Here is a 14,742-nt window from a genome sequence, read left to right as displayed (position 1 = left end):
GTCGCGAAGTGTAGTCGAGTCGTACCGGCGAACGCGAAACCTGTGATCGGTAGGGGCCCGCGCGGGGCGACGCTGACGGCGTCGCCCACCCCGAAGGAGGCCCCGATGTTCCGCGACTTCCGCGCGGCCGGCCCGCTCCCGGCCCACGCGCAGCTCGTGCGGTCCCCGTACGGCACCCCCGAGCATCCGCTGGAGCCGAAGCGGCGCCGCGGCGGCTTCGGCGGCATGATGCTCGGCGCGACGACGGCGCTGACCCTCGGCATCGGCGCCGTCGCGATCGGCGGCGAGTACCTGACCGCGCCCGCACCGGACGTCATGCTCCGCACGGGGATCGCGTTCTCCGCGGACGGGCTGGCGCTCGTCCCGTACGACCGCGCCGGGGCCGGCGGCCTCCTCGCCGAGCTGTCGAGCGACGCCAGCGCCGTGCGCCTCGCCGCCGTCGACCTCGCGTCGGGGGAGACGCGGTGGGACGTGCAGCTCGCCGACGAGCTGGACCGGGACGCCGCGGCCGTCGCCGCGGGCGCCGAGTACGCCTACGTCGCGACCGCGGACGGCCTCCAGGTCCGCGACCTCGACGACGGCGCCCTCGTCACCGGCGACGTGCCGGGCCTGGAGGCGGTCGGCTCCGGCACGGCCGCATACGGGTTCGACCCCGCGGCGGGCGTCGTCGCGCTCGACGTCGACGGCGGGCTCCACACGGTCGCCCTCGACGCCCTCGAAGCGCTCCCCGCCGACCCGGCCGTCGCCGAGGCCTGGAGGGGCCGCCTCGCCGCCGAGGGCGACGCCCCCGCGCTGGGCGGCACGACCTCCACGACGGCGTCGGTCGGCGAGGACGCCACCGTGAGCCTCGAGCCGACCGCCGCCGGCGCCCTCGGCGCGAGCCTCGCCGTGGAGGACGCCGCCGGACGCCGGACGCTCGGCGCCGGCGTCTACTACGAGGCCGCGATCGTCCTCGACCGGACCGCGGCCGCCGCGGCCTGGGAGATCGACGTCGAAGGGCTGATCGACGGCGTGCTGGAGGACCCGGCGGCCGCCGTCGACCTCGCGCTCCCCGGCGGCGTGGCCGCCGGCGCGGCCTCCGGCCACGTGCTCGTCGAGCACCGGACCGAACCCGGCGCCGAAGGCTTCACGCTCACCGTCGTGGACCTCGCGACCGGGCGGCCGACCGCGTCGCTCGCCACCGCGGACCGCCTGGGCCGCAGCATGACCGCGCCCGGCGGCCACACCGTGGTCGCCGCGGTGCCGGCGGGCGGGGTCCTCCTGAGCGACCTCGTCATCGTCGCGCCCGACGGGTCGGTCGACCGCGCCGTCTTCGGCGACCTCGACCTCTTCGGCGACCCCGCCGACCGAAACCTGTGATCGGTAGCCGCCGGTCCCCGCAGAGACTCAGATCGTCCCCGAGAAAGGAACACCGCAATGTTCAAGTTCGTCAACGTCGTCGTCCTCCTCGCCGGCCTCGCCGCGACCGGCATGTACGTCCTCACCGGACTCACCTCCGACAGCCCGGTCCCGTGGCTGAACGGCTGGATGGCCGGCCCGATCATCCTCGTGTCGGTCCTGCCGTTCCTCGGCATGATGAGCCGCCTCGCCGACGGCCCGCTCCGGGAGCTCCGCGGCATGGTCGCCAAGGGGTTCGAGGGCGCGCCGCTCGCGATCGGCACCGTCGTCCAGGTCTCCCGCACCGGCCTGTCGGTGAACGACCAGCCGCAGCTGGAGATCCTCTTCGACGTCGACACCCCCGACGGCCAGTCGTTCCGGGCCGTCTCGCGCAGCCTCGTCGACCTGACCGAGCTCGCCGCGGTCGTCCCCGGCGCGATGCTCCCCGTGCGGTACCGGCCCGGCAGCGCCGACGGCCGCGTCGTCATCGCCGTCGACGCCCCGCAGGCCGAGATGCAGGCCGCGTTCGACCGCGTCCGCCTCGCCAAGGGCCTGGTCACGCCCCGCCAGCTCCAGATCGCCGAGCAGGGCGTCGACGGCCGCGCGGTCGTCCTCGCGCTCACCCCGACCGGCGAGATCCAGGGCGACCGGGCCGTCATGGACATCGCCCTGCGCGTCACCCGCGCCGACGGCTCCGTGTTCGACCTCAAGCAGCGCAAGCCGATGGACGCGAGCGCCGTCCCGCAGGTCCAGCCGGGCATGGTCGTGCGGGTCCGGTACCTGGCCCACGACGAGTCCGAAGTGGTCATCCTGACGGCCGTCGCCCCCTGAGCCGCCGCCCGTGCCGGACCCGCCCGCGAGGCGGGTCCGGCACGGGCGGAAACGCCCCGGCAGCTGCGTCTCGACCGGTGCCCCCGCGAGCCCGCACGACCGGCCGCGTCAGTCCCGCCGGGTATCCTCACGGGAGTCCGGAGCCCCATCGCGGACACCCTTCCCCCACAGCCCCGACCGAGTGAGTAGGACCCGTGAACGCTCCCGTTTGGCTCGCCGTCGACCTCGGCACCACCCACACCGTCGCCGTCATCGGCCGCGGCGGGCAGGAACCCCGCTCACTGCTGTTCGACGGCTCCCCGCTCCTCGCCTCCGGCGTGTACCTCGACGCCGACGGCGCGCTGCACACCGGCCGCGACGCCCAGCGCCTCGCCGCCGCCGACCCCGGCCGGTTCGAGCCGCACCCCAAGCGCCGCATCGACGACGGCACCGTCCTCCTCGGCGACCGCGAGCTGCCCGTCGAGGAGGTCCTCGCGACCGGCCTGCGCCGCGTCGCCGAAGAGGCCGCGGCCTCCGGCATGCGCCCCACCGACATCGTGCTCACCTACCCCGCCGACTGGGGGCCGGTGCGCCGCGCCCGCCTCGAGGCCGCCGCCGAGCTCGCCGGGATGGGCCGGGTGCGGCTGCTGCCCGAGCCGATCGCGGCCGCCGCCTACTGCGCGGAGGTCCTCGGGCAGGAGATCCCGCGCGGCGGCACCGTCGCCATCTTCGACTTCGGCGGCGGCACCTTCGACGTCGCCGTCGTGCGCCGCGACGACCAGGGGCGCCTGCGCACCCTCGCGTTCGGCGGCCTCGACGACCTCGGCGGCCTCGACATCGACATGGCCCTCGCCTCCCACCTCGGCCGCGTCGTCGCCGGCCGCGACCCCGCGCTGTGGAAGCGCCTGAGCGAACCCGAGACCACCGCCGACCTGCGCGACCGGCTCGCGTTCTGGGGCGAGGTGCGCGCCGCCAAGGAGATGCTCTCGCGCACCTCCACCGCGCCCGTGGGCCTGCCCGGCCACAACCCGATGGGCCTGCACCTCACCCGCGACGAGCTGACCAGCCTCGCCGACCCGCTCGTGGCCCGCGCGGTCGACGAGACCCGCCGCACCGTCGAGCGCGCCGGCGTCGAGCCCGCGTCGCTCGCCGCGCTCCTCCTCGTCGGCGGCTCCAGCCGCATGCCGCTCGTGGCGACCCGCCTCCACGCCCGCCTCGGCGTCACCCCCTCGGTGCCCGAGCAGCCCGAACTCCCGGTCGCCTTCGGCGCCCTCCAGCACGCCACCGCCGAACCCGAGACCGCGCCGCCGCCCGCGACCACCCCGATGACGCCGCTCACCTACGCGCCGTACCCGGTCCAGAGCCCCGCCGGGAGCCTCCCGCCCCAGCAGCACGCGCCGCAGCCGAGCCCGCAGTTCGGTCCCTCGCAGCCGCCGCACACCTCGCAGCCCAGCCCGCCGTACGGGCCCTCGCAGCCGACGCCCGCCGGGCCGTACCCGCCGCCGGCCGCGCCCGGCACCGGATTCCAGCCGAACGTCCACACCGGACCGCTGCCGGGGTCCGGGCCGGCGCCGAAGCGCTGGATCGCGCTCTCGGTCGTGTCCTCGATCGCCATGGCGATCGTCATCCTCATCGTGGTCGCCGTCAACAGCATCCAGCTCGACTCCCTGTTCGGCGACTTCTCCGGCGGCGACCTCGTCGAAGGCCTCAGCGACCTCGGCGGCGGTGACGGCGCGACCGACGGCACCGACCTCCAGGTCGTCAAGGAGCAGGCGCTCACCACGCCCGGCGCGGCCGCGGTGGCCGCCGGCGACGGCGTCGCCGTGATCACCGACGTCGTCGACGGCAAGCTCCTCGCCAACGCCTACGACGCCGCCGGCACTGCACTGTGGACGAACGAGTACGAGCTGGAGCCCACCGAGACGTTCCTGACGATCACCGGGAACCTCCTGCTCATCGACGCGATGGGCTCGGCCGTCGACGAAGGCCAGAACATGCGCGCCGCCGTCGCCCTCGACACCGGCGAATTCCTCTGGAAGCAGCCGTGGATCGACCGCAACGACCTCGCGTTCTACGGCACCGACGTGCTCGTGGAGCAGCGCACCGGCATCTACGACAACGCCGTGGTCCGCATCGACCTCACCACCGGCGAGGAGGTGTGGAAGAAGGGCGGCCCCGACGGCCTGTTCCTCATCGACGAGTACCGCATCCGCGCCGAGACCGTCTGGAACGACGGCGGCGAGTACGCGGGCGCCGTCCCCCCGAACTCCTACGCGCTCTACGACAACCTCGCCGTCGCGAACCGCGTCGTCGACCTCGAGCCCTACGAGGGCACCGCCGTCGTGCGCGACGCCGCCGACGGCGGCTCGATCACCTCCGGCGACCTCCCCCTCGACTCCCACCAGTGGACCGCGTTCGACGGCCTCGCCGTCGGCAAGCTCTCCGAAGCGGCCTCCCCCGGCCGCGCCGTCCTCGCCGGATTCGCCCTCGACGGCCTCGCCGAGGCCTGGCGGGTCGAGTTCGCCGCGGGCGACGCCATCGTCAACGTCAAGCCCTGCGGCCAGCACCTCGTCTGCGCCGCGGTCGAGAACTCCAGCGCCGAGACCTACCAGACCGTCGCCGTCGACACCCAGAGCGGCACGGCGGCATGGGAACTCGACTCCATCGACTGGGCCGTCGAAGAGCAGTGGTACACCTCGCCCACCGGCATCGTCCACGGCGACCAGACCTTCGACACTGTGTCCGCGGCGCGCGTCGTCGACTTCGACGGGACCGTCGTCCAAGGCGGGGAGGAGCCCTACTCCTCGGTCCTCGCCGTCCGCGGCGGCCGCGCCGTCGTCGAGCAGGTCGGCTACGACGGCACGAACACCGCCTGGGAGGTCTACGTCCTCGACCTCGCCACCGGCGACCGGACCCCGGTCCACAACACCGGCGTCGAACTCTACGAGCACGTCGCGATCAGCGGCGACCTCGTCGCCGTCCACGCCGGCGACGGCCGGGCCCTCCTCCTCGCCGCCTCCGGACTCGGCTGACCGGATCGTTCCGGTGCCGGCCGGGATCGTGCCTGTCGCCGGGCCCGCCCCGGCGACAGGATGGAGGCATGCAACGAGCCCTGATCGTCATCGACGTCCAAGAGTCCTTCCGGCAGCGGCCCAATTGGGCGGCCACCTCCGACCCGCAGATCGCCGACCAGGTCGACCGGCTGGTCGTCCACGCCCGCGCCAAGGGCGACCTCGTCGTCTGGGTCCTGCACAGCGAGGCCGGCAGCGGGAACGTCTTCGACCCCGCCCGCGGCTTCGTCCGCTACATCGAGGGCCTCAAGCCCGAGGCCGGCGAGCCCGAACTGGTCAAGACCTCGCACAACGCGTTCACCACCACGAACCTGCACCAGATCCTCACCTCCCACGGCGTGCGCGAGGTCGCCGTCTGCGGCATCCGCACCGAGCAGTGCTGCGAGACCACCGCCCGCGTCGCCTCCGACCTCGGCTTCACCGTCGACTTCGTCATCGACGCGACCGCCACCCACCCGATCCCGCACCGCGACTCCGACTACGAGCGGCCCATCGAGGAGATCCTCGCCGACCCGCTCACGCTCCAGACCGCGGACGTGACCGCCCGGACCGAGTACGCGCTGGCGGGCCGCTTCGCGACGATCAGTACCGTCGACGAAGTGACCGCGCGCTGACCGGATCGGGAGGCCCTGCATGACCCGCGTCGTCTTCCTGCTGGTGCAGCACCTGCACCTGCTCGACCTGGCCGGACCCGCCCAGGTCTTCTCGACAGCCGCCGACCTCGGCCTGGGCTACGACGTGTCCTTCGTCGCCGACCGCGAAGACGTCACGACCGCGCAGGGCCTCCCGCTGCGCGCCGCCACCGACTGGCCCGACCTCGGGCCGGGGGACCTGGTGCTCGTCCCCGGCTGGCGCTCGCCGAAGACCGCGGGCGGGCCGCGCCTCACCGAATCCCAAGCGGCGCTGCTGGTGTCGCACCACGGGCGCGGCGGCACCGTCGGCAGCGTCTGCTCCGGCGCGTTCGCGCTCGGCCAGGCCGGGCTCCTCGCCGGCCGACGCTGCACCACCCACCACGAGCTGCAGGAGGAGCTCGCGCAGCGGCACCCCGAGGCCGCGGTCCTGCGCGACCGCCTCTTCGTCGTCGACGACCGGGTCGTCACCTCCGCCGGGATCGCCAGCGGCATCGACCTCGCGCTGCACCTCGTCGCCGTGCGCCACGGGCCCGCCGTCGCCGCGCGCATCGCCCGCAGCATGGTCGTCTACGCCCGCCGCGACGGCGACGCCGCCCAGGACTCGGCCATGCTCCGCCACCGCTCGCACCTCTCCGACGCCGTCCACCGCGTCCAGGACCTCATCGACGCCCGGTACGCCGAACCGCTGCGCCTCGCCGACCTCGCCGCCGCGGCCGGGCTGAGCGAGCGCACCCTCACCAGGCGGTTCACCGACGCGACCGGCATGACCCCCTTGCGGTACCAGTCGACGCTCCGCCTGGAGCGCGCCGAGCACCTCATCAGCCAGGGGAGCCCGACCGAGTCCGCCGCCCGCGCGGTCGGCTTCGGCGACGCCCGGATGCTCCGGCGCCTGCGCGCCGGGGCGCGCTGAGCCCCGACCCGGGGCGGCGGCCGAACACCCATGGGCCGCATCAGCACAGCGGCAGGGGCCCGGACGCTCGTCCGGGCCCCTGCCGCCCCCTCTCAGAGCGAAGCCTCGCTACGGCACCGTGTACCCGGCGCCGCGGAACAGCTCGTACCACTCGGCGCGCGTCAGCGGCACGTCCGAGCCCTGCGCCGACGCCGCCACCCGCTCAGGCGTGGTGGTGCCGATGACGACCTGCATGTTCGCCGGGTGGCGGGTGATCCACGCGACCGCGATCGCGATCGCGGGCACCCCGTACTTCGCGGCGAGCCGGTCGATCGACGCGTTCAGCTCCGGGTACTTCGGCGAGCCGAGGAACGGCCCGTCGAAGAAGCCCGCCTGGAACGGCGACCACGCCTGCACGGTGATGTCGTTGAGCCGGCAGTAGTCCAGGAGGCCGTCGTCGCGGCTGAGCGACTGGTCGAGGCCCTGCATGTTCGCGGCGGTGCCCTGCGCGACGAGCGGCGCGTGCGTGATCGACAGCTGCAGCTGGTTGGCGACCAGCGGCTGCGTCACGTGCTTCTTCAGCAGCTCGATCTGGCGCGGCGTGTGGTTCGAGACGCCGAACGCCCGCACCTTGCCCGCGGCGGCGAGCTCGTCGAACGCGCGGGCGACCTCCTCGGGCTCGACGAGCGCGTCGGGCCGGTGCAGCAGGAGGATGTCGATGTAGTCGGTGCCGAGCGCCTCGAGCGAGCCGTTCACCGAGGCAATGAGGTGCTCGTACGAGAAGTCGAAGTACGGGCCGTCGCGCACGATCCCGGCCTTCGTCTGGATGACCAGGCGCTCGCGCTCGGCCGCGGTGAGGCGCATGGCCTCGCCGAAGCGGCGCTCGCAGCCGTGGACCTCGTGGCCGTACACGTCGGCGAGGTCGAGGAAGTCGATCCCCGCGTCGGTGGCGGTCTTGACGAGGGTGCGGACCTCCTCGTCGGTCTTGTCGGGGATGCGCATGAGGCCGAGCACCACGTTCGGCGCCTCGATCTCGGTGCCGGGCAGCGTGAACCGCTTCATCGGGATTCCTTTCTAGGCCGCGGACAGGCGGGCGACCTGGTCGCCCGTGAGCTGGAGGTCCGCGGCTCCGGCCGAGTCGCGGATGCTCTCGGGGCGCGAGGCGCCCGGGATCGGGACGACGACGGGCGCGAGCGCGAGCTGCCACGCCAGGACCACCTGGTAGACGCTGACGCCGGCCTCCTCGGCGACCTCGTTGAACGCCGCGTGGCGGCTGCCGAGCTCGGGCGCGCTCCTGATGCCGCCCAAGGGGCTCCACGGCAGGAACGCGACGCCGAGCTTCGCGCAGTGCTCGAGTTCGCCCTCGCTGGAGCGGAACCGCGGCGAGAACTGGTTCTGGACCGACGCGAGGCGCCCGCCGAGGATCTCGTTGGCCTCGTCGATCTGGGCGACGCTCGCGTTGGAGATCCCGGCGAGCTCGATGACGCCCTCGTCGAGGAGGTCGCGGATCGCGCCCACGGAGTCGGCGTACGGGACCGCCGGGTCGGGGCGGTGGAACTGGTAGAGGCCGATCGCCTCGACGCCGAGGCGCTTGGCGGAGGCCTTCGCGGCCTCCTTGAGGTACTCGGGGCGGCCGTTCTGCGTCCAGGAGCCGTCGCCGGGGCGCAGGTGCCCGCCCTTGGTCGCGACCAGGACGCCGGCGGCGCCGGGGCCGTACTCCTTGAGCGCCCTGGCGATCAGGGTCTCGTTGTGGCCGACCTCGTTCGCGTCGCGGTGGTAGGCGTCGGCGGTGTCGATGAGGGTCACGCCCGCGTCGAGGGCCGCGTGGACCGCGGCGACGGACCGCGCCTCGTCGGGCCGCCCCTCGATCGACATCGGCATCCCGCCGAGCCCGATGGCCGAGACCTGCCGGTTCCCGATGGTGCGCTGCTGCATGGGTGCACTCCTTGCGGCCGGGCGGGGCGCGGCGGCGCGCTCCCGTCTGCTGGCGGATGACCAGGTCGATGCTAGGTTCGAGGCATCTAGAAGTCCAACAACTGACGTTTCTGAGATTGAGAACCCGAAGGAATGATCCATGGACCTGCGGCAGATGGAGTACCTGGTCGCGCTCGCCGATGAGAGGCACTTCACACGGGCGGCCGAGCTGACCGGGATCTCCCAGTCCGGGCTGTCGGCGGCGATCCGCAGCCTTGAGGACGAGCTGGGCACCGCGCTGTTCACCCGCACCACGCGCCGGGTCGAGCCGACCGAGGCCGGGTTCGCGCTGCTGCCGTACGCGCGGATGATGCTGGAGCAGGCCGCGGGCGCCCGCGACGCCGTCGTCAAGGCCAGCCGCGCCGTCTCCGGCTCCCTCTCGATCGGCGCCGAGCAGTGCCTGGGCCTGGTCGACGTCAACTCCCTGCTCGACCGCTTCCACCGCCGCCACCCGCGGGTCGAGACGATGTTCACGCAGTGCGGCTCGCACGACCTGCTCGGGATGCTCCGCGCCGGCGAGCTCGACGTCGCGTTCGTCGCCACCGACCGGCACCTGAGCGCGCTGCCGCACCGCGAGCTCGGCCGCGAGCCGCTCGTGGTCGTCACCCCGCCGGACCACCCGCTCGCGGCGCGCGCCTCCGTCGCGTGGGACGCCCTCGACGACCAGGACTTCGTCGACTTCGGCTCGGCCTGGGGCGTGCGCACCCTGAACGAGTCGGTGTTCGCCGCGCGGGGCTCCCGCAGGCGCGTGCGCTGCACCGTCAACGACGTGCACACCCTCCTCGACCTCGTCAGCCGCGGCCTCGGCATCGCCGTCGTCCCGCGGCATGTCGCCGCGAAGCCGCAGGCCGCCTCGCTGCGGGTCCTGCCGCTCGCCGACGAGGACGTGCCGCAGTGGACCGTCTCGGTCGTCTCCACCGCCTGGGACCAGGCCGACTCGCCCGCCGCCCACCTGCTCGAACTCCTCAACCCCCTCCCGGACAACCCCGGCCCCGACAGCCCGCACAGGGCCCTGCCCGACCCGGCCCCGGCCGCGCCCGTCCGGCTCCCGGCATAGCCGCGCCGGGACGCCGATCCGGGGACGCAGTACCCCCGGGCGCGCATCCGGCCTGCTCACCGAGGCCGCCAGGACCGCCTCGGAAAAACGTCCAGAAATCCCGGCGCGGATGTCGAAAACCGCGGCCCGGCCCCGTCGTTCCAGACGAAGATCCGGAAGAGCCGGAGCCGCGACCAGGAGGTCACCATGAAGTACGTCATCCTCATCCACTCGAACCCGCAGCCGTGGGGCCACCCGACGGGGGACTTCATCCCCGAGAACCAGGCGCTTCCCGCCGAGGTGCGCGAGCGCCTGAACTCGGAGTTCGAGCGGCTGCTCACCGAGATGAGCGAGAACGGCGAACTCGTCCACGGCGAGGCCCTCGCCGACCCGAGCACGTCGACGCTCTACCGCTGGGGCGCGGGCCAACCGGTCGCCACCGACGGCCCGTACTCCGAGACCAAGGAGCACCTCGCCGGGTTCTTCCTCATCGACGTGTCCGGACCCGAACGTGCCCAGGAGATCGCGAACGCGTTCTCCGGCCCCGGCGAGACCGTCGAACTGCGCCCGGCGATGTGGCCCGGCGGCGAGGAGCACTGATGGACCCGGCGTCACCGGCGGATCCGTCAGGGCGGCCGGCACCGGCCGCACCTTCGGGGTCCGCACCTTCAGGGGAGGCGGCCTCGAAGACGGCACCGCCGGGCCGGGCGCTCGAGGACGTGTGGCGGCGCGAGTCGCCGCACGTCCTCGGGGCGCTGGTGCGCCGCTACGGCCACTTCGACGCCTGCGAGGACGCCGTCCAGGAAGCCCTCCTCTCCGCGGCGGTGCACTGGCCCCGCGAGGGCCCGCCCGCCAACCCCCGCGGCTGGCTGATCCGCGCCGCCTCCCGCCGCCTCGTCGACGCGCTGCGCTCCGACCGCGCCCGCACCGACCGGGAGGCCACCGCGAACCTGCTGGAGCCAAGTGAAGCACCGGCCACCGACAGCGACGACTCGCTGCACGTGCTCCTGCTGTGCTGCCACCCGTCCCTGACCCCGGCCTCTCAAGTGGCCCTGACGCTCCGGGCCGTCGGCGGCCTCAGCACCGAGCAGATCGCAGCGGCGTTCCTCGTGCCCGTCGCCACGATGGGCCAGCGCATCAGCCGCGCCAAGGCCCGGCTCGCGGCCGCCGACGCGCGGCTCGGCGACGTCACCCGGGCCGACCTGCCCGCGCGCGTCGCCTCGGCCCGGCAGGTCCTGTACCTGATCTTCACCGAGGGGCACACGGCCACCGGCGGCGCCGACCTCCTCGACGTGCCGCTCACCGCCGAGGCGATCCGCCTCGCCCGCGAGCTGCGCCGCCGCCTCCCCAGCGACACCGAGACCGCCGGGCTCCTCGCGCTCATGCTGCTCACCGAGGCCCGCCGGGCCGCGCGCACCGACGACCGCGGCGACCTCGTCTCGCTCGCCGACCAGGACCGCACCCGCTGGGACCGGGCCCTCATCGCCGAAGGGGTGCGGCTCATCGAGGCGGCCCTCCCCTCGGGTCCGGTGGGGCCCTTCCAACTCCAGGCCGCCATCGCCGCCGTCCACGCCGAGGCCGCGGCCTACGGCGACACCGACTGGCCCCAGATCGCCGAGCTCTACCGGATGCTCGACGCCCTCGCCCCCGGCGCCGTGGTCACCATGAACCGCGCCGTCGCCGTCGCCATGACCGAGGGCCCCGGCGCGGCCCTCGCGATGCTCGACCCGCTCCTGCGCGACCCCGCGCTCGCCCGGTCCCACCGCCTCCACGCCGTCCGGGCCCACCTCCTCGAACGGGCCGGGCGGCTCCCCGAGGCCCGCACGGCCTTCCGCGAGGCCGCCCGCCTCGCCACCAGCACCCCGAGCAGCGGTACCTCCTCGCGAAGGCCGCCGCGACCCCGGAGTGACCGCACGGCGACCACTCGCCGCACGTTCGGCGCACCGCGGCGGCCGTCCGGCGCAGCCGTCTTGCCCGCACCCGCCCTTAAATCGATAATTCTCAATGTCTATTGCATCGCTCCATCGTCCCCCTCATGACGACAACGGCCCTCATCCCGGGAACCGTCGACGCAGACTGATGCGCCGCATCGCATCCCAAGGAGGGCAGCATGCACGGCACCCGCCGCCGCATCCGACCGCTCATCGCCACCCTGTCCGCACTCGTCCTCGCCGCCGGCACCGCCGTCGCGCTCCTCACCGCCGCGAGCCCCGCGCAGGCGCAGACCTGCAACGGCTACGTCGGCCTCACCTTCGACGACGGCCCCAACCCCGGCACCACGAACAGCCTCCTCAACGCGCTCACCTCGAACGGCCTGCGCGCCACCATGTTCAACACCGGCCAGCGCGCCGCGAGCAACCCCGGCCTCGTCGCCGCGCAGGTCAGCGCCGGCATGTGGGTCGGCAACCACTCCTACACGCACCCCCACATGACCCAGCTGTCCTCGTCGCAGATGGCGCAGGAGATCTCCAGCACCCAGACGGCGATCCAGCAGGGCGGCGGCGGCACCCCGGTCCTCTTCCGCCCGCCCTACGGCGAGACGAACGCCACCCTCAAATCCGTCGAGGCCCAGTACGGCCTGCGCGAGGTCCTCTGGACCGTCGACTCCCAGGACTGGAACGGCGCCAGCACCGCCCAGATCGTCGCCGCCGCGAACAACCTCCAGAACGGCGGCGTCATCCTCATGCACGACGCCTACCAGAACACCATCAACGCGATCCCGCAGATCGCGTCCAACCTCCGCGCCCGCGGCCTCTGCGCGGGGATGATCTCCCCGAGCACCGGCCAGGCCGTCGCCCCCACGGGCGGCGGAGGCGGGGGAGGCGGGGGCGGCACCGGCACCGACCTGCTCCGCTCCAACTCCGCCGGCAAGTGCATCGACGTGCCCGGCGGCGGCACCGCCAACGGCACCCGCGTCCAGCTCTACACCTGCTACGAAGGCGCGAACCAGCAGTTCACCTACACCGCCGCGCAGGAGCTCCGCGTCCTCGGCAGGTGCCTGGAGCCCTCCGGCACCGCGAACGGCGCGCTCGCGCAGATCAGCGCCTGCTCCGGCTCCGGCAACCAGAAGTGGACCTTCGGATCGGACGGCACCGTCCGCAACACCGGCACCGGCCTGTGCCTCGACGTGTACTCCAGTGCCAACGGCGCCAACGTCCAGCTCTACTCGTGCTGGACCGGGACCAACCAGAAGTGGACCCGCGTGTAACCGCTCGGCCCGGTCCCGCGGCGCTCGCCGCGGGACCGGCGTGTGCGCCGCGCTTCCGGCGGGTACACCGACGAGGATTGATTCGACGGTCGAACTACCGGAGGCGGTTGCCATGTCCCGAAACGATCTCGCGCGAGCCACCGCGGTGCTCGCCGCGGCGGTGCTCCAGACCGTCGCGGGCGCGCTCGGCGGCAGCGGCGCCCTCGGCGAACCCGTCGGCGACGTCGCCCGCTCCTACCCGAACCCGCTGCTCCCGGCAGGCGGGGCGTTCATGATCTGGAACCTGATCTACCTCGCGGTCCTCGCGCTCGCGGTCTGGCAGCTCCTGCCGTCCCAGCGGGGCGAGCCCCTCCACCGGCGCACCGGCTGGTGGATCGCGGCCGTCGGGGTCCTGAACGCGGTCTGGGTCGTGCTGTTCTCCGCCGACCAGGTGGCCGCCGCGCAGATCGTCATCGTCCTCCTGCTCGTCGCCCTCGCCGCGGCCTGGCGGAACGCCGCCGCCGAGCCCGCCTCCGGCCGCGCCGCCCGCTGGCTCTTCTGGGGCCCGCTGACGCTGTACACCGGCTGGGTCGCGGTCGCGACCGTGGTCGGTGCGCTGACGACGGCGGCCGCGGCCACCGGCGACGGCGCCGGGACCGTCGCGGCCGTCATCGCCCTCGGCGCCACCGCGATCGTCCTCATCGCGGTCGTCGCGAAGGCCAAGGGCGTCACCATGTTCGCCGCCGCCGCGATCTGGGCCCTCGCCTGGATCGCCGCGAGCGCCGAGACGCCCGTGGCGGTCTTCGCCTCCCTCTCGGCGGCCCTCGTCGCCGTGGCCCTCCTGGTGCGCCTGCTCCAGGCCCGCGGCCGAGCCGACGCCGTCCTCGGCTAGCGGTCCGTCTGGCGGATGCCGAGAAAAACCGCCGCCCAACACGGCGCAAAACCACCCCCGACGAGTGGCTGATCGCCTTCGTCGTCATCCCCTCCGCCCTCGTGCTGCTCGCGATCCTCCCGTTCCTGCTCAAGATGCCGAAGACCGGCGCGGTCTACGCGATCCTCGTCGTGATCATCGCCGTCGTCCTGGCGCAGAGCGGCGTCGCCCGCGAGATCGCCGCGGACGTCCTCCGCGACGACCGGCCCACCGTCGAACCCGAGCCCCACGACCCCGCCCAGTGCCTCCCTCGCAGCGGCGGCGACTCCGAGTGCCCCGGCGGCTGACCGGCCCGGCCCGCGCACGGCCGCGTTTCGCCCGCACCCCACGGGGGTACCTCACCTGCAACGAACTCGACGGAGGGAGCATCATGACCGACCAGGCGATGACGCTCGTGCGACTCGACGACACCGACCTCACGATCGCCGACGGCGCCGACGACGTGCGCGGGCACACCGTGCTCGACCGCAGTGGCGACGAGACCGGCAAGGTCGAAGGACTCCTGATCGACCGGGGCCTGCGCAAGGTCCGGTTCCTGGAGGTCGCCTCCGGCGGCTTCCTCGGCCTCGGCAAGCGCAAGGTCCTCGTCCCGGTCGGCGCGGTGACCCGCGTCGACGACGAGCACGTCCACCTCAGCAGCGACCGCGACCACGTCGCGTCCGGCCCCGGGTACGACCCCGAGCTCACCACCGACGACGACCCCGGCCGGCCCTACGGCGAGGACGTCTACGGCTACTACGGGCTCATGCCCCACTGGAGCGCCGGCTACATCTACCCCGGCTACCCCTTCAGGTAGACCGGGACGGCAGCGCGGCCCGCGACGCGGCCCGCGCTG

14 protein-coding genes are annotated in these 14,742 nt (G+C 73.9%); 12 read left to right on the top strand and 2 right to left on the bottom strand.

Translation table 11 applies throughout. The annotated features are described in order from the left end of the window. Window positions 1–105: 105 nt before the first annotated feature. From ABD419_RS22165 to ABD419_RS22145, 5 genes are all read left to right on the top strand, one after another. A complete protein-coding gene (locus tag ABD419_RS22165) occupies window positions 106–1,359 on the top strand; it encodes a PA2928 family protein (protein WP_344491329.1) in 1,254 nt (417 codons plus the stop codon). 57 nt (window positions 1,360–1,416) lie between these two features. Further along, entirely contained in the window at window positions 1,417–2,208 is a 792-nt protein-coding gene (locus tag ABD419_RS22160) for a hypothetical protein (RefSeq protein ID WP_344491326.1), read from the top strand. 194 nt (window positions 2,209–2,402) lie between these two features. Beyond that, window positions 2,403–5,219, top strand: a complete 2,817-nt coding sequence (locus ABD419_RS22155; RefSeq protein ID WP_344491323.1) for an Hsp70 family protein — start codon at window positions 2,403–2,405, stop codon at window positions 5,217–5,219. Between the two features lie 68 nt (window positions 5,220–5,287). Then, window positions 5,288–5,872, top strand: a complete 585-nt coding sequence (locus ABD419_RS22150; RefSeq protein ID WP_344491320.1) for an isochorismatase family protein — start codon at window positions 5,288–5,290, stop codon at window positions 5,870–5,872. Window positions 5,873–5,891: 19 nt separating this feature from the next. Beyond that, window positions 5,892–6,800: a GlxA family transcriptional regulator gene (locus tag ABD419_RS22145; RefSeq protein ID WP_344491317.1), complete on the top strand. Its 909-nt coding sequence runs from the start codon at window positions 5,892–5,894 to the stop codon at window positions 6,798–6,800. A 108-nt stretch (window positions 6,801–6,908) separates the two neighbouring features. Here the strand turns inward: ABD419_RS22145 and ABD419_RS22140 are convergent, their stop codons facing one another. Then, a complete protein-coding gene (locus tag ABD419_RS22140) occupies window positions 6,909–7,841 on the bottom strand; it encodes an aldo/keto reductase (RefSeq protein WP_344491314.1) in 933 nt (310 codons plus the stop codon). Window positions 7,842–7,853: 12 nt separating this feature from the next. After that, window positions 7,854–8,714 (bottom strand): aldo/keto reductase, encoded by an 861-nt coding sequence (locus ABD419_RS22135; RefSeq protein WP_344491311.1) that lies wholly within the window; start codon window positions 8,712–8,714, stop codon window positions 7,854–7,856. Between the two features lie 139 nt (window positions 8,715–8,853). On the opposite strand from ABD419_RS22135, the gene ABD419_RS22130 reads away from it, so the two are divergent. The 7 genes from ABD419_RS22130 (at window position 8,854) to ABD419_RS22100 (ending at window position 14,703) form a co-directional block, all read left to right on the top strand. After that, complete coding sequence (locus tag ABD419_RS22130) at window positions 8,854–9,810, top strand: LysR family transcriptional regulator (RefSeq protein WP_344491309.1); 957 nt, start codon at window positions 8,854–8,856, stop codon at window positions 9,808–9,810. A gap of 186 nt (window positions 9,811–9,996) precedes the next feature. Further along, a complete protein-coding gene (locus tag ABD419_RS22125; RefSeq protein WP_344491306.1) occupies window positions 9,997–10,389 on the top strand; it encodes a YciI family protein in 393 nt (130 codons plus the stop codon). A 119-nt stretch (window positions 10,390–10,508) separates the two neighbouring features. Then, window positions 10,509–11,828 carry an RNA polymerase sigma factor gene (locus ABD419_RS22120; RefSeq protein ID WP_344491303.1) on the top strand — a complete coding sequence of 440 codons (1,320 nt, stop codon included), beginning with the start codon at window positions 10,509–10,511 and terminating at the stop codon, window positions 11,826–11,828. Between the two features lie 71 nt (window positions 11,829–11,899). Next, on the top strand, window positions 11,900–12,997 hold the full coding sequence (locus ABD419_RS22115; RefSeq protein WP_344491300.1) for a polysaccharide deacetylase family protein: 1,098 nt from the start codon (window positions 11,900–11,902) through the stop codon (window positions 12,995–12,997). A gap of 112 nt (window positions 12,998–13,109) precedes the next feature. Continuing rightward, on the top strand, window positions 13,110–13,868 hold the full coding sequence (locus ABD419_RS22110; RefSeq protein ID WP_344491297.1) for a hypothetical protein: 759 nt from the start codon (window positions 13,110–13,112) through the stop codon (window positions 13,866–13,868). 101 nt (window positions 13,869–13,969) lie between these two features. After that, window positions 13,970–14,194 carry a hypothetical protein gene (locus ABD419_RS22105; RefSeq protein ID WP_344491295.1) on the top strand — a complete coding sequence of 75 codons (225 nt, stop codon included), beginning with the start codon at window positions 13,970–13,972 and terminating at the stop codon, window positions 14,192–14,194. An 83-nt stretch (window positions 14,195–14,277) separates the two neighbouring features. Then, on the top strand, window positions 14,278–14,703 hold the full coding sequence (locus ABD419_RS22100) for a PRC-barrel domain-containing protein (RefSeq protein WP_344491292.1): 426 nt from the start codon (window positions 14,278–14,280) through the stop codon (window positions 14,701–14,703). Window positions 14,704–14,742 lie beyond the last annotated feature (39 nt).

Source organism: Glycomyces endophyticus, from assembly GCF_039531525.1.
GTDB lineage: Bacteria > Actinomycetota > Actinomycetes > Mycobacteriales > Micromonosporaceae > Glycomyces > Glycomyces endophyticus.
Note: the sequence above shows the minus strand (reverse complement) of the source record. Positions and strands in the feature narration are given on the sequence as shown.

What these genes read in the sequence shown, in the direction of transcription:
- ABD419_RS22165 (WP_344491329.1), top strand. Translation starts at nt 106, where the DNA reads ATGTTCCGCGACTTCCGCGCGGCCGGCCCGCTCCCGGCCCACGCGCAG.
- ABD419_RS22160 (WP_344491326.1), top strand. Translation starts at nt 1,417, where the DNA reads ATGTTCAAGTTCGTCAACGTCGTCGTCCTCCTCGCCGGCCTCGCCGCG.
- ABD419_RS22150 (WP_344491320.1), top strand. Translation starts at nt 5,288, where the DNA reads ATGCAACGAGCCCTGATCGTCATCGACGTCCAAGAGTCCTTCCGGCAG.
- ABD419_RS22145 (WP_344491317.1), top strand. Translation starts at nt 5,892, where the DNA reads ATGACCCGCGTCGTCTTCCTGCTGGTGCAGCACCTGCACCTGCTCGAC.
- ABD419_RS22140 (WP_344491314.1), bottom strand. Translation starts at nt 7,841, where the DNA reads ATGAAGCGGTTCACGCTGCCCGGCACCGAGATCGAGGCGCCGAACGTG.
- ABD419_RS22135 (WP_344491311.1), bottom strand. Translation starts at nt 8,714, where the DNA reads ATGCAGCAGCGCACCATCGGGAACCGGCAGGTCTCGGCCATCGGGCTC.
- ABD419_RS22130 (WP_344491309.1), top strand. Translation starts at nt 8,854, where the DNA reads ATGGACCTGCGGCAGATGGAGTACCTGGTCGCGCTCGCCGATGAGAGG.
- ABD419_RS22125 (WP_344491306.1), top strand. Translation starts at nt 9,997, where the DNA reads ATGAAGTACGTCATCCTCATCCACTCGAACCCGCAGCCGTGGGGCCAC.
- ABD419_RS22115 (WP_344491300.1), top strand. Translation starts at nt 11,900, where the DNA reads ATGCACGGCACCCGCCGCCGCATCCGACCGCTCATCGCCACCCTGTCC.
- ABD419_RS22110 (WP_344491297.1), top strand. Translation starts at nt 13,110, where the DNA reads ATGTCCCGAAACGATCTCGCGCGAGCCACCGCGGTGCTCGCCGCGGCG.
- ABD419_RS22100 (WP_344491292.1), top strand. Translation starts at nt 14,278, where the DNA reads ATGACCGACCAGGCGATGACGCTCGTGCGACTCGACGACACCGACCTC.